At 33.5% G+C, this 22,193-nt stretch carries 23 protein-coding genes and 1 riboswitch; all 23 genes read right to left on the reverse strand.

The annotated features are described in order from the left end of the window. Positions 1–74: 74 nt before the first annotated feature. The 23 genes from metF to GQR98_RS01335 all read right to left on the reverse strand — a co-directional run bounded on the left by metF (position 75) and on the right by GQR98_RS01335 (position 22,191). On the reverse strand, positions 75–1,031 hold the full coding sequence (gene metF / locus GQR98_RS01225; protein WP_159017913.1) for a methylenetetrahydrofolate reductase [NAD(P)H]: 957 nt from the start codon (positions 1,029–1,031) through the stop codon (positions 75–77). Between the two features lie 140 nt (positions 1,032–1,171). Next, complete coding sequence (locus tag GQR98_RS01230; protein ID WP_159017914.1) at positions 1,172–1,414, reverse strand: hypothetical protein; 243 nt, start codon at positions 1,412–1,414, stop codon at positions 1,172–1,174. Position 1,415: 1 nt separating this feature from the next. Then, a complete protein-coding gene (gene metH / locus GQR98_RS01235; RefSeq protein ID WP_159017915.1) occupies positions 1,416–4,091 on the reverse strand; it encodes a methionine synthase in 2,676 nt (891 codons plus the stop codon). Next, a complete protein-coding gene (locus tag GQR98_RS01240) occupies positions 4,091–4,372 on the reverse strand; it encodes an antibiotic biosynthesis monooxygenase family protein (RefSeq protein WP_042497219.1) in 282 nt (93 codons plus the stop codon). The genes metH and GQR98_RS01240 overlap by 1 nt, the downstream gene beginning before the upstream one ends. A 17-nt stretch (positions 4,373–4,389) precedes the next feature. Further along, entirely contained in the window at positions 4,390–5,391 is a 1,002-nt protein-coding gene (locus GQR98_RS01245) for a homocysteine S-methyltransferase family protein (protein ID WP_159017916.1), read from the reverse strand. Between the two features lie 129 nt (positions 5,392–5,520). Then, positions 5,521–5,656: riboswitch (SAM riboswitch) on the reverse strand. A 98-nt stretch (positions 5,657–5,754) separates the two neighbouring features. After that, entirely contained in the window at positions 5,755–6,645 is an 891-nt protein-coding gene (gene cysM / locus GQR98_RS01250) for a cysteine synthase CysM (protein WP_159017917.1), read from the reverse strand. Further along, entirely contained in the window at positions 6,632–7,372 is a 741-nt protein-coding gene (gene epsC, locus GQR98_RS01255; RefSeq protein ID WP_159017918.1) for a serine O-acetyltransferase EpsC, read from the reverse strand. The genes cysM and epsC overlap by 14 nt, the downstream gene beginning before the upstream one ends. A gap of 194 nt (positions 7,373–7,566) precedes the next feature. Then, the gene (locus tag GQR98_RS01260) at positions 7,567–8,622 is read right to left on the reverse strand and encodes an NAD(P)/FAD-dependent oxidoreductase (RefSeq protein ID WP_159017919.1); all 1,056 of its coding nucleotides are present in this window, start codon (positions 8,620–8,622) and stop codon (positions 7,567–7,569) included. A gap of 21 nt (positions 8,623–8,643) precedes the next feature. Beyond that, positions 8,644–9,270 carry a bifunctional precorrin-2 dehydrogenase/sirohydrochlorin ferrochelatase gene (locus GQR98_RS01265; protein ID WP_233268058.1) on the reverse strand — a complete coding sequence of 209 codons (627 nt, stop codon included), beginning with the start codon at positions 9,268–9,270 and terminating at the stop codon, positions 8,644–8,646. 1 nt (position 9,271) lies between these two features. Beyond that, positions 9,272–10,036: a uroporphyrinogen-III C-methyltransferase gene (gene cobA, locus GQR98_RS01270; protein WP_159017920.1), complete on the reverse strand. Its 765-nt coding sequence runs from the start codon at positions 10,034–10,036 to the stop codon at positions 9,272–9,274. Positions 10,037–10,054: 18 nt separating this feature from the next. Continuing rightward, positions 10,055–12,145, reverse strand: a complete 2,091-nt coding sequence (locus GQR98_RS01275) for a HEPN domain-containing protein (RefSeq protein WP_159017921.1) — start codon at positions 12,143–12,145, stop codon at positions 10,055–10,057. A gap of 47 nt (positions 12,146–12,192) precedes the next feature. After that, positions 12,193–13,440 carry a sulfate adenylyltransferase subunit 1 gene (locus GQR98_RS01280; protein WP_159017922.1) on the reverse strand — a complete coding sequence of 416 codons (1,248 nt, stop codon included), beginning with the start codon at positions 13,438–13,440 and terminating at the stop codon, positions 12,193–12,195. An 84-nt stretch (positions 13,441–13,524) separates the two neighbouring features. Further along, a complete protein-coding gene (gene cysD / locus GQR98_RS01285) occupies positions 13,525–14,430 on the reverse strand; it encodes a sulfate adenylyltransferase subunit CysD (RefSeq protein ID WP_159017923.1) in 906 nt (301 codons plus the stop codon). 50 nt (positions 14,431–14,480) lie between these two features. Further along, positions 14,481–15,101 (reverse strand): phosphoadenosine phosphosulfate reductase family protein, encoded by a 621-nt coding sequence (locus tag GQR98_RS01290; RefSeq protein WP_159017924.1) that lies wholly within the window; start codon positions 15,099–15,101, stop codon positions 14,481–14,483. Further along, positions 15,101–15,346 (reverse strand): DUF2061 domain-containing protein, encoded by a 246-nt coding sequence (locus tag GQR98_RS01295; RefSeq protein WP_410488894.1) that lies wholly within the window; start codon positions 15,344–15,346, stop codon positions 15,101–15,103. Before GQR98_RS01295 ends, GQR98_RS01290 begins: the two co-directional genes overlap by 1 nt. 173 nt (positions 15,347–15,519) lie before the next feature. Continuing rightward, positions 15,520–15,939: an RrF2 family transcriptional regulator gene (locus GQR98_RS01300; RefSeq protein ID WP_159017925.1), complete on the reverse strand. Its 420-nt coding sequence runs from the start codon at positions 15,937–15,939 to the stop codon at positions 15,520–15,522. 138 nt (positions 15,940–16,077) lie between these two features. Continuing rightward, positions 16,078–17,370, reverse strand: a complete 1,293-nt coding sequence (locus tag GQR98_RS01305) for an HlyD family secretion protein (RefSeq protein ID WP_159017926.1) — start codon at positions 17,368–17,370, stop codon at positions 16,078–16,080. Position 17,371: 1 nt separating this feature from the next. After that, a complete protein-coding gene (locus tag GQR98_RS01310) occupies positions 17,372–19,567 on the reverse strand; it encodes a peptidase domain-containing ABC transporter (protein WP_159021053.1) in 2,196 nt (731 codons plus the stop codon). Further along, positions 19,563–20,627 (reverse strand): grasp-with-spasm system SPASM domain peptide maturase, encoded by a 1,065-nt coding sequence (gwsS, locus tag GQR98_RS01315; RefSeq protein ID WP_159017927.1) that lies wholly within the window; start codon positions 20,625–20,627, stop codon positions 19,563–19,565. The genes GQR98_RS01310 and gwsS overlap by 5 nt, the downstream gene beginning before the upstream one ends. Further along, positions 20,627–20,833, reverse strand: coding sequence for a hypothetical protein (locus tag GQR98_RS01320; RefSeq protein WP_159017928.1), 207 nt, complete (start codon positions 20,831–20,833; stop codon positions 20,627–20,629). Before GQR98_RS01320 ends, gwsS begins: the two co-directional genes overlap by 1 nt. Next, positions 20,817–21,731 carry a hypothetical protein gene (locus GQR98_RS01325; RefSeq protein WP_159017929.1) on the reverse strand — a complete coding sequence of 305 codons (915 nt, stop codon included), beginning with the start codon at positions 21,729–21,731 and terminating at the stop codon, positions 20,817–20,819. The genes GQR98_RS01320 and GQR98_RS01325 overlap by 17 nt, the downstream gene beginning before the upstream one ends. 57 nt (positions 21,732–21,788) lie before the next feature. Beyond that, positions 21,789–21,974 (reverse strand): hypothetical protein, encoded by a 186-nt coding sequence (locus GQR98_RS01330; RefSeq protein ID WP_159017930.1) that lies wholly within the window; start codon positions 21,972–21,974, stop codon positions 21,789–21,791. Positions 21,975–22,041: 67 nt separating this feature from the next. Continuing rightward, positions 22,042–22,191, reverse strand: a complete 150-nt coding sequence (locus tag GQR98_RS01335; RefSeq protein ID WP_159017931.1) for a hypothetical protein — start codon at positions 22,189–22,191, stop codon at positions 22,042–22,044. Positions 22,192–22,193: the final 2 nt, after the last annotated feature.

Genomic DNA, 22,193 nt, shown 5'->3' on the forward strand with positions numbered 1-22,193 from the left:
TCGGGTTTCTGTGTGGCAAATGTACTTAAATTTCAACGTAAACCTTAAAAGTTAAGTACAAACCACACGATTTACTAAAACAAAGCTTCGGCAATAGCCTTAACGTTATCACTTTTCCCCATAGAGTAATAATGCAATACAGGTACACCTGCCTCCTTCAACTCTTTAGATTGCTGTATAGCAAATTCAATACCTACTTGTCTAACGGCTTTATTATCCTTACAACCTTCAACAGCATCGATTAAATTTTGAGGTAAATCAATTTTAAAAACCTGAGGTAAAATTTGTAAATGCCTTTTAACAGCTATAGGTTTAATTCCCGGAATAATAGGCACATTAATCCCAGCTTCTCTAGCCTTATCTACAAATTCAAAATATTTATTATTATCAAAAAACATCTGGGTAACCACATAATCGGCACCAGCATCTACCTTCTCTTTTAAACGACGTAAATCGTTAACCAGCGATGGCGCTTCCATGTGTTTCTCTGGGTAACCGGCCACACCAATACAAAAGTCCGAATTATGCTCAACCTTAAAATCATCGTGCAAATATTGACCTTTATTAAGGTTTGCAATTTGTTGCACCAAGTCGCTCGCAAATGCATTCCCTCCCGCTACAGGCTTAAAATATGGCTCATCTTTCATCGAGTCACCACGCAAAGCCATTACATTATCCAGACCTAAATAGTGGCAATCTACCAAAACATATTCAGTTTCTTCTTTTGTAAAACCACCACACAATAAATGTGGAATAGCATCTACCTGATATTTATGCATAATAGACGCACAAATACCCACCGTACCAGGGCGCATACGTGTAATACGCTTATCCAACAAACCATTGCCTTTATCAATATACACATACTCCTCACGAGATGTGGTAACATCAATAAATGGTGGATTAAACTCCATTAAAGGATCGATATTATTATATAAATCCTGAATATTTGTACCTTTCTTTGGCGGAATTACCTCAAAAGAAAACAACGTTTTTCCGTTGGCTTGTTTAATATGGTCTGTTACTTTCATTACTTATTTTTTGTCATCCTCACAAAACGAGAATCTTATCTATATTTTAGTTTAATTTTGGCGTTACCACAAGGGTCGCGCTTTACACTATATCTTTTTTTGCCTTTGGCGGAAACAAAAAAAGGATGCCGTTGCAATCGCTAACGCGGGTTTACCAGCTTATTTTTAACCTCGTCAAAAGTTTCTGTGTACTCCCAATAAATCCATCTTCCATCCAAATAATCCGTAAGAATATATTTTTCGCTCAATGATTTTATTCGAGATACGGCAACCACTTTCTTCGAAAAACCATCAACCGCAACATGTTCCAAAACCTCTTTGTTATCTGTATCATAACCATGAGAAATCATGTGGCTTCCTAAGGTTACCTCTATAAATGCCATGCTATTCTTCTGCTAAATTAGGATGCAACCATTTTCTAGCTGTTTTCTTATCGATGCCTTTACGTTCAGAATAATCAGTTAACTGATCGTCAGTTATTTTCCCTAAACCAAAATACTTCGCTTCTGGATTACCGAAGTAATACCCCGAAACTGCAGCAGCTGGCCACATCGCTAAACTTTCTGTTAAGGTTACACCAATTAGTTTTTCAACCTCTAGCAATTCCCAAATTGTTTCCTTTTCTAAATGATCAGGACATGCAGGATATCCTGGAGCCGGACGAATACCTTTATAACTTTCCTTAATTAAATCGGTGTTACTTAAATCTTCATCGGCAGCGTAACCCCAATGTGTTAATCTTATTTTCTTGTGTAAATATTCAGCAAAAGCTTCAGCAAATCTATCAGCAATAGCCTGTGCCATAATACCATTATAATCATCATCCTTAGCTCTATAACTATCGGCTAATTCTTGAGCGCCAAAAATAGCAACACAGAATGCGCCCATATAATCCGTTCTACCAGATTCTTTAGGAGCTATAAAATCAGATAATGCATGATTTGGAATCCCTTCACGTTTTTTTAATTGCTGACGCAAGGTTCTAAAAATCGCGATTTCCTTTCCGTTTTTCTGAACCGAAATATCATCATCGTTAATAGTATTAGCTTCAAACAAACCAAAAACAGCTTTTGGCTTTAAAAGTTGCTTGGCAATAATTTCTTTAATCATCTCCTGAGCTTCAGCATACATAATAGTAGCTTGTTCTCCCACAACCTCATCGGTCAAAATATCGGGGAATTTCCCGTGTAAATCCCAACTTCTAAAAAACGGACTCCAATCTATAAACGGTTCTAGTTCTTTTAAACTTAACTGTTTTAAAATTTGCACACCTAATTCTCTCGGTTTAGAAATATTAGACGTTTCCCAGTCTATTTTATATTTTCTTTTTCTAGCTTCTTCAATAGAAATATAAGATTTCTCTTTACCACGCTTTAAAAACTTGTTTCTAAAATCATCATAATCGGCTTTTAACTTCGCTACGTAAGCATTGTTGGTTTTCTTGTTTAATAAATCTCCAACCACGGTAACCGCACGAGATGCATCATTAACATGCACCACTGCGTTTTTATACTGTGTATCGATTTTTACAGCTGTATGTGCTTTAGATGTTGTTGCACCACCAATAAGTAAAGGCACTTCAAAATTTTGAAGTTGCATTTCTTTAGCCAAATACACCATTTCGTCTAATGATGGCGTAATTAACCCTGATAAACCAATAGCATCAACACGTTCGCTGATGGCCATTTCTATAATTTTTTCTGGCGGCACCATAACTCCTAAATCTACAATTTCGTAGTTATTACAAGCTAAAACAACACTTACAATATTTTTACCAATATCGTGCACATCACCTTTTACGGTAGCCATTAATATTTTCCCAACAGGTTCTTGTTTATCTCCTTTTTCTTCTTCAATAAACGGGTTTAAGTAACCAACGGCTTTTTTCATTACACGCGCCGATTTTACCACCTGAGGTAAAAACATTTTACCTGCTCCGAATAAATCTCCAACCACGTTCATCCCGATCATTAAATGACCTTCGATAACTTCAATAGGTTTTGCGGCTTCTTGTCTTGCTATTTCAACATCTTCAATAATAAAGGCATCAATACCTTTTACTAAAGCATGCGTTATACGCTCTTGTACTGGGTTTTCTCGCCAAGATAAATCGACACCTTTTTCAACTTTAGAACCTTTTACTGTTTCTGCAAAGTCTAACAAACGTTCGGTAGCATCTTCTCTTCTGTCTAAAATAACATCTTCAACGTGCTCTAATAAATCCTTTGGAATATCATCATAAATCTCTAAAAGCGCAGGATTTACAATACCCATATTCATACCCGCCTGGATGGCATAATACAAAAACACTGAGTGCATAGCTTCTCGAACACCATTGTTTCCTCTAAAAGAAAACGATACGTTACTCACACCTCCACTTACACTTACATTTTCTAAATTTTGACGTACCCAACGTGTTGCTTCGATAAAATCGATAGCATTTCTTCGGTGTTCGTCCATTCCGGTTGCTACCGGAAATATATTTAAATCGAAAATAATATCTTCCGAAGCAAACCCCACTTTATCAACTAAAACACGGTATGAACGTTCAGCAATTTCAATTCTTCTTTGGTATGTATCCGCTTGCCCAACTTCATCAAAAGCCATAACAATAACTGCGGCACCATAGCGTTTAATTTGCTTGGCTTGCCAAATAAAGTTTTCTTCACCTTCCTTTAAGGAAATAGAATTCACCACACACTTTCCTTGCACAACTTGCAAACCAGCATTGATAATTTCCCACTTAGAACTATCAATCATGATAGGCACACGGCAAATATCTGGTTCGGCAGCAATAAGGTTTAAAAAGCGCACCATCGATGCTTTACCATCAATAAGTCCGTCGTCCATATTAATGTCGATAATTTGCGCTCCACCATCTACTTGGTGACGTGCAATATCCAAAGCTTCATCGAACTTCTCTTCATTAATTAATCGTAAAAACTTACGAGACCCCGCTACATTAGTACGTTCTCCTACATTTATAAAATTGGTGTTTTCGCTTAGAACTAAAGGTTCTAAACCAGACAATTTCATGTATTTTGATTGCTTTATCTTCATTATCTATAATGTTCTACTGTTGGAAAAGGTTCGTAAAATGAATGTAACAACGTTTTCCATTCTTGATATTCTTGTGATTTACGGAAACCAATTTCATGATCTTCAATGGTTTCCCAATGCACTAATAATATATATTTATCATCTTGTTCAACACATTTTTTTAAATCGTGTGAGATATAGCCTTTCATTGAAGAAATGATTTTCTGAGCGATTTTAAATGTATTTTCAAAATCACTTGATAATCCTTTCTTAATATTCAATATGGCTACTTCAAGAATCATAATTTATAATTTAAAAATTACACCAATTCACCATGGGTTCTAGGCTTATACTTGGCTGCAAGATCTGCTATAACACGAATATGCTCCGGACTAGTACCACAACAACCACCTATAATATTTATTAAATTACGTTTTAAATATTCTTCTATTTGCTCTCCCATTTCTTCAGGAGTTTCATCGTATTCTCCAAAAGCATTTGGTAATCCGGCATTAGGATGCGCTGATATAGCAAAATCTGTTTTAGAAGCAATAGCTTCTAAGTGAGGTTGCAATAAATTGGCTCCTAAAGCACAGTTAAACCCTACTGAAAGTAATGGAATATGAGATACTGAAATTAAGAAAGCTTCAGCTGTTTGTCCTGATAATGTTCTTCCTGAAGCATCAGTAATAGTACCACTTAACATAATTGGCATATCGATACCACGTTCGTCTTTTACTTCTTCTATCGCAAATAAAGCAGCTTTGGCGTTTAAGGTATCAAATACAGTTTCAACTAAAAGTAAATCTACACCACCATCAATAAGCGCTTCTACTTGTTGTTTATATGCAATGCGTAACTCATCGAAAGTAACAGCTCTATATCCTGGATCGTTAACATCGGGAGACATACTTGCTGTACGGTTTGTTGGCCCAATTGAACCCGCTACAAAACGCGGTTTATGTGGTTCTTTTGCAGTAAATTCATCGGCGACTTCTTTGGCTATTTTTGCAGACTCGTAGTTTAGTTCGTAAACTAAATCTTCCATTTGGTAATCTGCCATAGCAATAGTAGTTCCCGAAAAGGTATTGGTTTCTACAATATCAGCACCTACAGCAAAGTACTTACCGTGGATGGTTTTTATAGCTTCGGGTTGGGTAAGCGATAGTAAATCGTTATTGCCCTGTAAAGGTGTTGGATAATCTTTAAAGCGTTCGCCTCTAAAATCTTCTTCTTGAAATTTGTAAGCTTGTAGCATCGTACCCATGGCACCATCTAAAACCAAAATTCGCTCTTTTAATGCTTCTCTGATATTCGACATGTTTTCTTTTCTTTTTACGCTTTAGGTTATTTCCGTTAACAGCAATTAAAAATACCGATGAACGAAACACTTAACTAAAACGCTGTATTCTATTATAAGTTTTATCAAGAAAAGTTAAAGAAATACTTTTCGTTATCTGTCTAATAATTATAAAAATTACTAAGTAGAATGTAGCACCTTCTTTATTTCCTTGATAGTTATCTCGGTTCTTAAAGGGTTGCCAAGGTTTCAACGGGTCTATTCCCTCTGCCTTTCTTGATAACACAATTACATTAATGAACTGTTACCACCATTGTGGATTTGCTTTTGCAAAAATAATAACTATATTATTGTTAACCTTGTGATATTTATAAAATTATTAGACTATTCAAATAGACTAGACGACAAATAACGATCGCCTCGATCGCAAATAATAGCAACTACAACACCGCTTTCTAAAGACTCCGCAATTTGCAAAGCACAGTAAACAGAACCGCCACTACTCATACCCGCAAAAACGCCCTCTTCTTTGGCTAGGCGTTGCGTTATATTTTTAGCATCTTCCTCGGTTACATCTATAACAACATCTACTTTAGAACGATCAAAAAACTTGGGTACATACTCTGGCGACCATTTTCTAATACCAGGTATTTTAGCACCATCAGCAGGTTGCGCTCCTACTATTACAATCTCCGGATTTTTTTCTTTAAGAAATGTTGAAGTACCCATAACGGTTCCCGTAGTTCCCATAGTGGCAACAAAATGAGTTATTTCGCCTTCGGTATCTCTCCAAATTTCTGGACCTGTTGTTTTGTAATGCGCTTTCCAGTTATCATCATTTTCAAACTGATTTAAAACGGTATACCCTTTTTCATCACGTAATTTAAAAGCAACATCTCTAGAGCCTTCAATACCAATATCAGCTGGTGTTAAAATTACCTCAGCTCCGTAAGCTCTCATGGTTTTAACACGTTCTACTGTAGAATTTTCAGGCATAATTAATACCATATTCAATCCTAATAATTGTGCTATAAAAGCTAAAGCAATTCCTGTGTTTCCACTAGTTGCTTCGACTAAAGTACCGCCTTTTTTAATATCGCCACGTTTTAAAGCTTCAGAAATCATATTGAAAGCAGCGCGATCTTTTACGCTTCCTCCGGGATTATTTCCTTCTAACTTTAAAAATAAACGTACGCCTTCTTTATTAATTAAATGCGTTGCTTCAACTAAAGGTGTATTCCCTATTTCGTCTAATATTGTTTTACCGTATGCCATTTTTCTTCGGTCTAATTTTAATTTCTGTTTGATAAGTCACTAATGAACCTTCGGGTACCGATTGGGTAATCCAAACATTAGCTCCAATAATACTGTTTTTACCAATTACAATATCACCTCCTAAAATAGTTGCGTTAGCGTAAATGGTAACATTGTCGTCTATGGTTGGGTGTCTTTTAGTAGAAGCTAAGTCTTTTGAAACTTGAATACCACCTAAAGTAACCCCTTGATATATTTTTACTTGTTCTCCAATTATAGAGGTTTCGCCAATTACAATTCCTGTACCGTGATCGATATAAAACGATTCGCCAATAGTAGCTCCCGGATGAATATCAATACCTGTAATACCATGAATATATTCACTCATCATTCTAGGTAAAATATAAACACCTAGTTTATAAAGCGCATGACTTAATCTATAGATTGAAATAGCGTGAAAACCAGGATAAGCCATATAAATTTCATCTAAACAATGCGATGCAGGATCGTTATTTTCGAAAGCAATAGCATCTAAATCTAATTTCCTTCTAATTTCTGGAAGTTCCGCTTTAAAGGTCTCCCATATATTTTCGCCATTTTCAATTTCTAATTTATCTAGAATTTGCAAGAATGTTTTCTCTAAATATTCGGCGTGTTCTGCTTCGTGATCACAATCGAACAAAGAGTAAAACACTTTTTTCGTAAAGGCTTTAACTGTGTCTTTTAAACAAACATTATAACTTTTCATTTGCTGCTATATGTGTAATACCATTGTGTTTAATGGTGTATTTAATCAGTTTATAAAAATAAAACTAATCCTTTTAAAAAGCTTCTTTTTTTAAACATTAAATCCTGCAAGATTTTGGAAACCTTGCAGGATAGTCATGCCTTGTGTTTAGTTTAGATCTTTTTAATGAAAACACTAAAAAGATTTATCGTTTACTAGGTAATAGCTTGAACTACGGCCTTAGGAGCTTCTTTACGAGTACCATCAAAACCATCTACACCAGAAACTGTAGTATATTTTAAAACATTTTTCTTTCCTGGATGTATAATTTGATATGCCGCTTGGCACATGATAGTTGCTTCATGGAAACCACAAAGTATTAATTTTAATTTACCTGGATAAAAATTACCATCACCAATAGCAAATATACCTGGGATATTAGTTTGATAATCTAAAGCATTATTAACTTTAATTGCATTTTTTTCGATCTCTAATCCCCAATTTGCAATAGGCCCTAATTTAGGTGAAAGTCCAAATAAAGGAATAAAGTGATCGGTTTCTAAAGTAAAAGGCTCTTCGTCCTTTTTAGTTATTTCTATCGCTTCAACTTTACCGTCTCCTAAGATATCAGTAACTTCTGCAGGTGTAATAAGATTTATTTTTCCAGCATCTTTTAGTTCTTGAACTTTTTCAACTGAATCTAAATGTCCTCTAAATTCATTACGTCTATGTATTAAAGTAACACTTTCTGCTATGTCGGCTAAAAATATAGACCAATCTAAAGCAGAATCTCCACCACCAGCAATGATTACTTTTTTATCACGATACACTTCTGGTTCTTTAATCATATACTCAACACCTTTATCTTCATACTTAGAAAGGTTTTCAAGTTGCGGTTTCCTAGGTTCAAAACTACCTAAACCACTAGCAATAGCAACAACTGGTGCTTGGTGTTTTGTTCCTTTATTTGTAGTTACTATAAACGTACCGTCTTCTTGCTTTTCAACAGTATCTGCACGCTCACCTAAAGTAAAACCAGGCTCAAATTGTTTTGCTTGCTCTAATAAATTTTTTGTTAAATCTCCAGCTAAAATTTCTGGAAATCCAGGAATATCATAAATTGGCTTTTTAGGATACAATTCTGAACACTGCCCACCAGGCTGTGGTAACGCGTCAATTAAATGACATTTCAATTTTAATAATCCAGCTTCGAATACTGTAAATAAACCTGTTGGCCCCGCGCCAATTATTAGTATATCTGTTTTAATCATTTTATTATGCTTTATATATAATTACTCTTTTTTTTCTATTAGTCCTTTTGTGAATTCGTTTAACGTTTCCACTTTTTGTTCAAAATCACCTTTAATAGTTTTTCTAAACTCGTTTAAATTTTTAACTAAATCGTCTACGTTTTCAGGAATAACATCCTCAAAAAATTGACGCAAACGTTTTGCTGTAGTTGGTGATTTTCCGTTAGTAGAAATCGCAACTTTCACATTCCCTTTAGTTACAATACCACCCATATAAAAATCGCAATACGGCGGATTATCGGCAACGTTAACTAATTTAGATTCTGCTCTACAGTCTTTCCAAACTTGTACATTTACTTCCGGTATATCTGTCGTAGCAACCACCATATGCTTGCCAATAATATAGTTTTTTTTATAACTATCTTCAACTAATGTTACACAACCTGTTTTTGCAAGTTTTATAGTGCCTTCACGAAACATTGGCGACACCATTGTAACATGTGCATCTGGACTCGATTTTAATAAGAACGTTAATTTTTCTTCAGCAACATTTCCGCCACCAACAATAAGAACATTTAAACTTTTTGTTTTTAAAAAAATAGGATATAAATTATTCCTTTCTTTTTCAACTAGGCTCGACATCTTTATTTTATCCGCTTCATCTAGCATATTACTTATTTTTATTAACCGTTTCTAAAACCGATGATAATACAGCGCGTTCTTTCACCACATCGCCAATAACAATAATAGCAGGGTTTGCTAATTGTTTTTCTGCCACTATACTTTCAATAGAACTTATAGTACCAATCCCTACGTTTTCATTATCTCTAGTGCCATTTTGAATAATAGCTACGGCAACATCTTGTTTATTTTCTTCTGAAAAAATGCGAACAATTTCACTCAATTTACCCATACCCATTAAAATAACAACTGTTGCCGACGATTTTGCAGCCAAAGCCACATCGCCAGATAACTGATGTTTTTTAGTGGTTCCAGTAATAACCCAGAAACTCTCTGAAGATCCTCGTTTTGTTAACGGAATACCTTGATAAGCTGGCACGGCCATGGATGACGAAATACCAGGAACAACATAAGTTTCTAATCCAAATTGTCTCACATAATCAATCTCTTCTGCGCCTCGACCAAAAATAAAAGGATCACCGCCTTTTAAGCGTACCACATGCCCCTTCTCTTTAGCTTTAGATACAATAAGATCGTTTATTTGATCTTGTTGAAAAGCATAACACCCTCTACGTTTACCTACAAAAATAAGTTCGGCATCTGCCGCAGCATATTTTAGTAAAGCCTCATTAATAAGTGCATCGTAAAGGATCACATCTGCAGATTCAATAGCCTTAATAGCTTTAAGGGTAATTAAATCTACGTCTCCTGGACCAGCACCTACTATGGTTAATATTGGGGTTTTTAAACTCATTGTTGCTTTTTAGTATTCTTATGCTTTAGCTTGTTCTGCTTCTCTATAAGCTCTAACTGCAGCTAAAAACTTATCGGCATTTGCAATATAACTTACTGCAAAATCCTTAGTTGGTGCATTTTTATTGATTTCGTATATTAATTCTGAAAACGAAGTTCCTAAATCAATTTTACCTCCTTCAATAAAAAACTCATCAAACTGAGAAACAATTCCAGCATGCGTATTTGTCTTTTTATTTTCAGCTAATAATAACGCTTTCGCGGAATTAACTAGCGATTGGTAAGCATAATATATAGCGCTAGAATACACCTCATCTCCAAAAGAAGCTTTGGCATTATCTATTTTTTCTTCACTCTCAAAGAATAATGTTGCTATTAAATCGATAACTACACCAGCACATTCTCCAATACCAATTTCTTTAACGTATTTTTCTTCTTCTCCCCAATCGATAAAATCTTCTTGAGTTAAATTAGTCACGTCTTGTAAATCGTTTAATAAATCATAAAAATAACGTTCTCCTGTTACTTTATAATAATCTACGAATGATTTTCCTTCAGCATTTGCTTCAAAATCATTTAAGATTCTACGTAATGCTTCCGGTCCTCTTTTACTTGGTACTTTTACTACTTTATCTGCAAATAATGCATTTCCATTACCTAGGTTACCTCCTCCTAATAAAACTTGTAACGCAGGCGCCACTAATTTTTCAGGTGTTCTAACCGTCATTCCTTGAAAACCAATGTTTGCCATATTGTGTTGACCACAAGCATTCATACATCCACTAATTTTAATTACAAGATCTTCATTTTGTAAATATTGTGGGTATTCTGTCGTAATCATCCGTTCTAATTCTACCGAAATACCAGTACTACTTGCTATACCTAAGTTACAAGTATCTGTACCAGGGCAAGCTGTAATATCTACGGCTTTATTATAACCCGCTTCTACAAAACCTAATTTCTCAAGTTCTTGATAGAAAAACGGAACTAAATCTTCCTTTACAAAAGGAATAACTATATTTTGACGTAATGTTAAACGTATTTCACCAGCAGCATATTTATCAACTAAATTAGCTAGTAAACGTGCTTTATCGGTATAAAAATCACCTAATAAAACTTTAACACCAATTGCAACGTATCCCTCCTGTTTTTGAGGAATAAGGTTTGTAGATTTCCATAAATCGAAGGCTGCTTGATCTTTTATTTCAACTTGTGGTGCTTCCACTGAAACTGGTGTTGATGCCACATAAGCATCAGCATCAATAGCTACTGTTTTAAATTCAATCGCTTTTTGTTCTTCAGCAATTAAAGCTTTAAAAGCCTCTAATCCAATATCCTTTAAAAGGAACTTCATACGTGCTTTAGCTCTACTTTTACGTTCACCGTAACGATCGAAAACTCTTAAAACCCCTTCCATTACTGGAATAATTTTATCTGTAGGTAAAAAGCTGAAAAGCTCTTCTGCATGACGCGGTTGAGAACCTAATCCACCAGCAACCATTACTTTAAACCCACGAACACCGTTTTCTACTTTGGCAATAAAACCAATATCATGTAAATACGATAATCCGGTATCTTCGTCAGTATTAGAGAAAGACACTTTAAATTTACGTCCCATTTCTTGACAAATTGGGTTACGTAAAAAGAATTTAAAAATCGCATCTGCATAAGGAGATACATCGAAAAGTTCGTTAACATCGATACCAGCAGTTTCCGAAGCCGTTACGTTTCTCACCACGTTTCCGCAGGCCTCACGCACTGTAACCTCATCTTTTTCAAGCTCAGCCCAAAGTTCTGGAGTTCTTTGTAAATCTACATAGTGAATTTGGATATCTTGACGGGTTGTAATGTGCAAACGACCACGAGAATATTCATCTGAAACATCAGCAATTCTACGTAATTGGTTACTTTTCATTTTTCCGAAAGGAATCTTGATACGAATCATTTGAACACCTTCTTGACGTTGGCCATAAACGCCACGAGCCAAACGAAGACTTCTAAATTTTTCTTCATCAATTTTACCATTGTTAAATAGCTCAATTTTATTGGCTAATTCAATGATATCCTTTTGTACTATTGGATTTTCTATTTCTGTTTCAAAACTTTGCATGATATACCTGACCTTTTTCTTATTAGAAAAATATTTTTTATTATTTGTTACTGGATAAAACCAGCCCCAACCGTGTTATTTGATTGTGGATCGATTAAAATAAACGAACCGTTTGTTCTATGGTTTTTGAATTGATCAAAAAAGATAGGTTTGTTTAATTTAAATGAAACCGACGCAATATCATTAACACCTAAAGATGTTGCTTCTTTATCTATTCCTGAATAATCAGGATTAATTTTATGGTTAATTCTATCAACTTTAGCTAATACTTTATTAACACCGTGTTGAACAATATATTTACCTCCAACGGTTAAGTTTTCAGAATCCATCCAACATACATTAGCTGTAAATTGTTTGTCAATAGTTGGTAAATCACCTTCTTTAACAATCATGTCTCCACGAGATACATTAATATCGTTTTCTAAAGTAATAGTTACAGAAGATCGTCTAGAAGCGGTTTCGTACTTTTCGTCGTAGAAATAAATATCTTTAATTTTAGATCTTGTTTTAGATGGTAAAACAATAATATCATCTCCAACGCTTAATTCACCACCGTAAACTTTTCCTGCGTAACCTCTAAAATCGTGAAAATCTTCAGTTTTAGGACGAATTACATACTGCACAGGGAAACGTGGTGTACCAACATTATAAACATCATTTTTATCTAAATCTTCTAAATGCTGTAATAAAGCATCACCAGTATACCAAGGCATTTTATCAGATTTGTTTACAACATTATCACCTTGTAATGCACTTACAGGAATAAATGTTATTTTTTGATCTTGATAATCTCTTTTGCTCATTAATTCAGAAAAATCAGCCTTAATTTTATTGTAAATCTCTTCTGAAAAATCAACTAAATCCATTTTATTAATAGCAACAACTACATCTTTAACTCTAAGTAAGTTATTGATAAAAAAGTGACGATTAGTTTGCTCGATAACACCTTTACGTGCATCGATTAAAATAATAGACGCTTGAGATGTTGATGCTCCAGTAACCATGTTACGTGTATATTCTACGTGGCCAGGAGTATCTGCTATAATGTAACTTTTCTTTTTAGTTGAAAAATATATATGTGCTACATCAATAGTAATACCTTGTTCTCTCTCGGCCATTAAACCATCTGTGGCTAATGAAAAATCTAGGTAATCATACCCTAGTTGTTCACTTTTATCTTCAATAGCTTTTAGCTTATCTGAAGTTAATGATTTTGTATCGTAAAGGATGCGACCGATTAAGGTACTTTTACCGTCGTCTACACTTCCTGCTGTTGCAATTTTTAATACTTCCATTGTTATTATAATGTTGGCTAAAAGCCTAATTTGTATTCATTTTAAAAGATTTCCGCTTTCACGGAAATAACAAAATTGATATTTCTAGAAATACCCTTGTTGTTTACGTTTTTCCATAGCACCTTCAGATCGTTTATCATCGATTCTAGCGCCACGTTCAGAAATAGTAGAGTCTCTAATTTCTTCTACTACTTTAGAAATTGAAACCGCATCTGAATATACCGCTGCAGTACAACTCATATCTCCAACCGTTCTAAAACGAACCATTTTCTCTAACACCTCTTCATTATCATCTCTGTAAACAACATCGTCTTCTGCAGACCAAATCATGCCATCTCTTAAGAATACTTTACGTTTGTGAGCAAAATATATTGAAGGAATTTCAATATTTTCTTGTTCTATATAAGACCATACATCTAATTCTGTCCAGTTAGAAATAGGGAATACACGTACGTTTTGTCCGTGCTCAATATCACCATTCAACATATCGAATAACTCCGGACGTTGGTTTTTCTCATCCCATTGACCAAAATCGTCACGAACAGAAAAAATACGTTCTTTAGCTCTTGCTTTTTCTTCATCACGACGCGCACCACCAATACAAGCATCAAACTTAAATTCTTCGATAGCATCAAGAAGCGTAGTAGTTTGCAACATATTTCTACTTGCATAACGACCAGATTCTTCTTTCACCTTACCTTCATCAATAGAATCTTGAACGTTACGTACAATTAGCTCTAAACCTAATTCTTTACATAAACGATCTCTAAATTCGATAGTTTCAGGAAAATTGTGCCCAGTGTCTATATGCATTAAAGGGAAAGGAATTTTTGCTGGGTAAAAAGCTTTAACAGCCAATCTAACCAAAGTAATAGAATCTTTTCCTCCAGAAAATAACAACACAGGTTTTTCAAATTGCGCTGCCACTTCTCTCATAATGTATATAGCCTCGTTTTCTAACGAATTTATATTTGATGTGTCTTTATTCATAATTTCTTTTTGTTATTTCGCTTTCGCGGAATATTCTAATTTATATTGTTTTAAGCGTGTAAACCACACTCTCTATTTTCTAATGCTTTGGTTGGATCGAAATATTTAAACTCATTTGGCAGGTTATTCTCTTCCAAATATTTATCTAATTTTTCATCGCTCCAAAAGTAAAACGGACTAACCTTTAATACTCCAGCTTTACTAACACTAAAAATACCAATGCTATCTCTAAAAGCCGTTTGCCCTTGGCGTAAGTTTGTAAACCAAACTTTTGGGTTATGCTCTGCCATAGCTCTTGTAAAAGGCTCTAACTTTACTTGTTCTGTAAACAAGGCGTGTTTTGGATCGTCTACATTTGGTATCCCCATAACAACATCTCTATGTGAAGATGTTTGTTTTGGCACATATAAAAACACATTTAAATCTAGGTCTTTTATAACCTGCTCTGCATGCTTATATGTTTGTGGCGTATTGTAACCAGTATCGCACCAAACTACTGCCGTTTTAGCTTTAACCGTATTTACGGCATGCAAAATAGCAGCCTCATAAGGTCTAAAGTTTGTTGTTACTACAGCTTTATCACTTAATTCAAAAGCTTTAGCTATTATTTCTGCTGGTGAAGCGTTTTTAAAAGCTTCATTTAATGTATTTAATTCTGATTGTTCTATCATTATTTCCCCCATTTAACTGAATTCCAAATACGCTCGTGAAAAAAGTATAGTATCATTTTGGTTACAAAATCTACCGATGCGATAGATGCTGCTACCGAAAGTTCACCTGTTAAAAAATAAGAAACTATTAAAGTATCTAACGTTCCAATAAGTCTCCAGCTTAAAGCTTTCGCTACACTTCTAATTGGTTTTTCTCCAACTGCATCTTCTTGGTAAGTGGACTTTTCTTTATTTTTTAATAACATTTGCGCTATCATTTTCTTAATCTTATATTAATCCTACCGTTTTAGTAGGGATTACAAATGTAATACATTTTTACACATAACAAATAGGTTTTATGAATTTTTTAGGATAATGAAATATTTTCGGGTTAAACTGAAGAAAATTTATAGAAAACCGAAAATTTCTCATGATTTTATCAAGATTTGATATTTGACAAATCGGCTAACGTATTGTTTCGTAGCACTTTTAGTGTATTGTCGCGTACCATGATCATGAGTTTGTGCACACTACATGCATGCTCATCTGGGCAATCGTCACATTTTTCATAAAAGTTAAGACTCACACATGGCACCATAGCAATTGGTCCCTCGAGAACACGCATTACATCCGTCATTTTAATTTCCGAAGGTTCTTGTCTTAAATAATAACCACCATGCTTTCCTTTTTTAGACCCTAGAATACCAGACTTCCTTAAGGTTAGCAAAATTCCTTCTAAAAATTTCTGAGGAATGTTTTCACTTTTAGCAATAGTACCAACTTGCACTGGCGCATCGCCTTCTGATCTAGCAAGAAACGTTAGTGCTTTTAGTCCGTATTTAGTTTTTTTAGATAGCATGTGGTAAATATAGTTATTTAAAACACTTTGCTAATATAATTATTTTGGAGAAGTTTTATAATTAGTAACATCTTGTTTTTCTAAAACACTAAAAGGTAGTACATCAATGTATTTATATAAAACTTATATCATCATTATTTATCGTCTTAAAGCCTCTTTAAACTGATAGAAAAAACGTTCTATTAAACGTAAATCTTCAGTAATAATTTCAGCAGAACCACGCATTTCTTGTTTAAAATCAATGGTTTTTCCGTAAGAAGTCACTAGTACTTTAGGCAATTCTACATCTATGACATATAAGCCGTTTACATCAGGTACTATTGAAACATTTTTAACAACTCCGTTAAGCACACCAAACTCTGTATCAGGATAATTTTCTATTTTTAAATTCACTTTTTGACCAATTTTAATTTTTCCTGAATTTTGACCAGGTGCTTTTAACTTAGCTATAAACGAGGAATTTCCGCTAGGAATTATTGTAAAAACCAAATCGCCCTGATTAACGGTTTGATTAGAATTCCAAAAATTTAAAAACGAAACCTTACCCTCAATATTAGATTGTAAAACGTACTGATACTCCCAATCTCTAACTGCTTTTTTTAATTGATTAAAAGATTGAATAACATTTTTAAGCAATACCATTTCTTCTTTCACCCTATTAATTTCAGTGCCTTTAGAAGTTTGGTTTGCGTTACTTATCCCTTCTCTAATTTGAGATATTGAAGATTCAAAATTCTTATAATTACGTTCTGCCTGAGCTGCTTCTAGTTGTTTATTTTCGAAATCTTGAGCCGAAATAATACCTTTATCAAACAATGATACAAACCGCTGTAAATCCTTCTTTTTAAAGTCTAATTCCGTTTTATTAATTTCTTTTTGAGATTGAAGACTTCGTAATCTTCTATTTAATTCTGAAATGGAATATCTATTTGCTACGGCCTCATTGGAATAAGGTTTTAATTCTTTGTTTAATTGATACTGTATATAGCTGTTTTCAAATAAAGCATATTGAGATTCAATATTCCCTAAAAACAAAAGAGGTAAACTATCTATTGGAAACTTAAAATATTGTCTATTTAAAGTTATAGTATCTATAATCGATTTAAGCTTAAATACATCTTTATAATTAGCCGTATTTTCTAAAATAGCCAAACGCTGCCCACTACTAACCTCTTGATTGTCTTTTATTAAAATCGCTTCTAACTTACCTGTAATTTTAGCATATTCTTTTTGCGGTGGTATTTTAGTTGTAATTAAAGCTTCTGATGCAATGATATCTGGATATTTTACTAACCAAGACAAAAACAACAGCAATATTATTAATACAAGAAATAATACATTTCCCCAACGTATCATCCAATGTGGTACTTTGCTAAGTATTTCTTGAACCTCTTCGCTCCTTAAATCTATGTCTTCTAGTTTGTCTGACATGCTATTTCCCTAATTCTAATTGGTTTTTAACCAAATTATAATAATTCCCTTTTTGCTTTACTAAAGCTTCATGATTCCCAATTTCCACAATTTTGCCTTGATCTAAGACAACAATTTGGTCTGCATTTTTTACAGTACTCAATCTGTGAGCAATAACAACTACCGTTTTATTTTCAAAAAAAGTATTCAACTTTTCCATAATCACTTTTTCATTGTTTGCATCTAAAGCAGAAGTTGCTTCGTCAAAAAACAAGAAATCTGGGTTTTTATAAACCGCTCTTGCAATAAGCAGACGTTGCTTTTGTCCAGTACTTAAGCCCACACCTTCCATGCCTATTTTAGTATTGTACGATAATGGCAAGACTTCTATAAAGTCTTTAATATTGGCAACATCTACCGCATGTGCCAACTTATCTTTATCGATATAATCTTCGCCCACCGCAATATTGTTAGCAATAGTATCGCTAAAAATATAGCCTTCTTGCATCACTACACCACATTGGTTTCTCCATGCTTTTTGAGATACATGTTGTAAATTGTAATTACCAAGTTTTATAGTTCCAGCATTAGGTTCGTAAAATTTTAAGAGCAATTTCATTAAGGTGGTTTTACCACTACCACTAGTGCCGACAATAGCTGTAATTTTATTTGAAGGAATAGTTAAATCAAGATTTTTTAAAACCATTTGATCTGCCCCTGTATAACTAAAATAAACCTTTTCGAGGCTTAAATCTGCATCTTGAGAAAGGTCTGTTATTTTATTAGCACCTTGCTGCTCTTCATCTTCTTTATTATGAATTTCTGCCAAGCGCTCTAACGATATTTTAGCATCTTGCACTTCTCTAATAAAACCTATAAGTTGCGCTATTGGCGAGTTTAACTGCCCTACTATATATGTAATAGCCAACATCACCCCTAAGGTAATATCACCATCAATTACTAATTTAGCAGAGAGTACGGTAATTAAAATATTTTTTACTTCATTTATAAAACCAGAACCCACCGTTTGGTATTGCTCGAGTGCTAACCCCTCTATGGATACTTTAAATAGTTTAGCTTGTAAAAACTCCCAACCCCATCGCTTTTGTTTTTCAGCATTATGTAATTTTATTTCCTGCATCCCATTTATAAGCTCAATAACTTTACTTTGTTCTTGACTTACTTGAGAAAAACGCTTGTAATCTAAATCTCTACGTTTTTTTAAGAAAATAATAATCCATAAAAAATAAAGAAAACTTCCTATAAAAAACACACTAAAAACCTGTAAACTATAGTATGCCAAAACAATACTAAAAATAACAAGATTCACCATAGAAAAGAGCACGTTTAACGACGATGTGGTTAAAATACTTTCTATACGTTTATGATCGTTTATACGTTGTAGAATATCTCCCGTCATTCTCGTATCGAAAAAAGCTATTGGCAAATTCATGAGTTTTACAAAAAAATCTGAAACCAGCGATATATTTATTCTTGCACTTAAGTGTAATAGAATCCAGCTTCTAATAACCTCAATAGCTGTGCGCCCAATAAACAAAGCTAATTGGGCAAATAAAATAAGATATATAAAGTGTACATCTTGATTTTTTATTCCAACATCGACAACACTTTGCGTTAAAAACGGAAAAACAAGCTGAAGTAAACTAGCCGCAATTAGCCCGATAACTAATTGCCATAAAAACTGCTTATATTTTAATACATATTTTGATATAAACGAAAAACTAAAATCCTTATCAGCCTCATTAGTTGTTGTAGCATACTCCTTTAAATTAGGTGTTGTTTCTAATAATAAAACAATACCTTCTTCGGTTTCTGAGCTCGCGTTATTACCAATCCAATATTCTAAAAGGTCGGATAGGTTATATTTAAGCAATCCATGAGCCGGATCTGATATGTGATATATGCCATTTTTTATTTCATATAAAACAACATAATGGTTTTTATTCCAATGTAAAATACAAGGTAGCGGTGCTTCTTCTAATTGCTCCGAAGTAATTTTTACACCAAGTGTCCTAAACCCTATACTTTCTGCCGCATCACTTAATCCTGCCAAACTACTTCCTGATCTAGTAGTTTCACTTAAGGTACGTAACTCTTGTAAAGGGATTATTTTATTATAATGCTTTGCTATTATTTTTAAACAAGTGGCACCACAATCTTTAAAATCGAGCTGTTTATAAAAAGGAAACTTTTTAATCATTTGTATTGATTAGATGAGACATGCCATAACTTTTTATAGCTTTTGCTTTTAATGGGTTTGTACTCCAATCTTCCCACTCGTTTGTATACGGACTATAACCGCATTTTAAAGGCTTTGAGAAATCGTTATCCGGGTCTTCTTTATAAGCTCTACAATCTGTACAGATATATCTGAATTCGCAGTCTTTACAAACCTCTATTTCGTCTTTAGAAACATTCCAGTATTTTTTAAAATCTTTAACCTTTAAAGCTTTTTCAAAAGATGTATTTTCTATATTTCCAAAACTTTTAGACATACTTGGGCAGTTTTTAATATCCCCATTAACATCGATCGAAATTTTCTTATTTAGACAAGTATTGTGATTTTGAGCTTCTGTAAAAACAGCTATTGTAGACACAAAATAGCCTTGATTAACAACACCACAACAGGTATTATTTAGAATTACAGCTTTAGTTTGTTTTATGAAATCGTCTTCATAATCGTTTGGAGCGCTATGCAATAGAACGCGACCTATTAAAGGAGAATTTAATACTAAAGTTTTAACCTGCTCTACATAATTTTCTTCATTAGAATACTGAGCTATGAAATCAACATTTTTAAAGTAGCCTTTAGAACAATACTCTATAATGCCCTCCATTTGCTCTAAGCTTAAAGTAGTGTAAGCTCTAACTTCTAAATATTTACATTGAACATCTGTAAGATTATTAATTACTTTTTTAATATCATAATCCGATTTTTCATCTAAATCGATTATCGCATTATTAATAACTTCTGATGTATCATATTCTAAAGGGAAATCTGGAAAACTATCAGGAGAACTTGTATAAAAACCTATACCCTCGTCTATAAAATAGTTTATGTATTCCATAAGCGTTTCTTGGGTCTCTAGATCTAATTTATTCTTAACCTGAATAAGAGGTGTGTTTTTTAGCTCAATTAGAATATCATATAATTCATTGGGTATAAAAAAAAGTTTATTTTCTTGTAAATCACTTATCACGGTTCTAGTTGCACCTATAGTTAGCGTACAGTTCGAAAAAATTAAAAAATATTTCATTAAAAAAAATTAAAGCTTTTACTTATTGGTTTTGGAGCACTGCCTGTAGGTGTTTTAACAGACTCATAAACCTCCATTTTTATAACTCGATTTGGGCGCCTTGGAACAACTGGTTGAATAGGTGTACCTCCTCCAATTTCTTTAGCTTCAGAAAGCTGATATAATAAAGACAAATTTTCTACCCCTTGTTTAATGTTTTTTTTCATTTAGTGTTTTTAAGTGTAATGCTACTTTTTTTTCTAAAAAGTAATTACAAGGTTCTGATACCATAGAAAATTGCCCAATCGGATTAACTTCCAGAAAATAGATAAGATTATCTTGCCCTAACATAAAATCTAGAGAGCCCGTTTCTAAATTTAAGGTTTCCATTAAAAGGTGAATTTTATCTTCAACTTCCTTTGTAAGTTGATATGGTACCTTCCGTAAATCTTTACTATACTCTCTATGATCTACCTCTGAATTAGGCGTCATTATAGCCATAGAAAAAATTTCCTTATTGAAATAAAATGTTCTAATTTCGAGTGTTTTGGGTATAAATTTTTGAATAAATGAACTTGGAAATTTAGAAGAAATAACCTCTATATTAGTAATTTCTTTTGTGTAAAACATAGTAAAGCACGCTCTACTCGATAAAGGAAATGTATTCCCCAAGCTTTTTGTTATTACTCTACCGTGTTCTTCTTTGAAATTTTGAAGTTGCTTTTTACTATTTATAATTTTATATTCAGGAATATTAAATCCCACTGCTTTTGCTTCATCTAAAACAATTAATTTATTAACATCGATAGAACTGGGGTGAGATAGCCAATTTTTAGATTTAAGCAAATACATAAAATATTGAGATAGCATTTTATTTTCATCTCTAATATTATCATTTAAAGTAATTATATTTTTTTCATTATCAACAACAGTGGTTTGAGGAAGCCCTTTAACGAAACCCCATCTCCAAAACCAAACGGTACTCACTTTTTCGATATTTTTAAGATCCCAATTAGAATAATTTTCTGCATGAAGCCTTTTAAAGTCCTGTTTATAATATGACAACCAATCTATTACACTTTCTGGTGTAGTATCATGTTGGCTATTTGTTAGTAGTAAAACCATAAGTAGAAATATGCCCAACCTTGTTAAGGGTTGAGCATATTTAATATTAACTAATTATTAATAAAATGATCCTTGACTAATATCTCCATGAACCAATGATTGAGTATTCCCTGCTGTAGAAGCTCCTCCAGGATGCTCCCAAACTACCCAACCTGATATTTTTGGAGAAGGATTACCATAAGAACCACCTTGAATTTCTTCTAAATATATTTTGCTGCTTTTAAAATCTGATAATTTTTTCATGTTTTTAGATATTTAATTATTAAACCTACTCTATTCTTATAAGCTTTTCGGCTACCGCTTTTAAGTATTATAATCCTAATTTCTTTCTTATTTCATCACCTATAGGATCTGGTGTACAATTCCCATTCATTATTCCGTTATCTCCAGTTCCTCCAAAAACGGTTTTTGTTGCTTTAGTTTGCAATTGAAAATCACGGTAATCATTTAATTTTTTCATCT

The sequence above is a fragment of the Algibacter sp. L3A6 genome (assembly GCF_009796825.1).
GTDB lineage: Bacteria > Bacteroidota > Bacteroidia > Flavobacteriales > Flavobacteriaceae > Algibacter.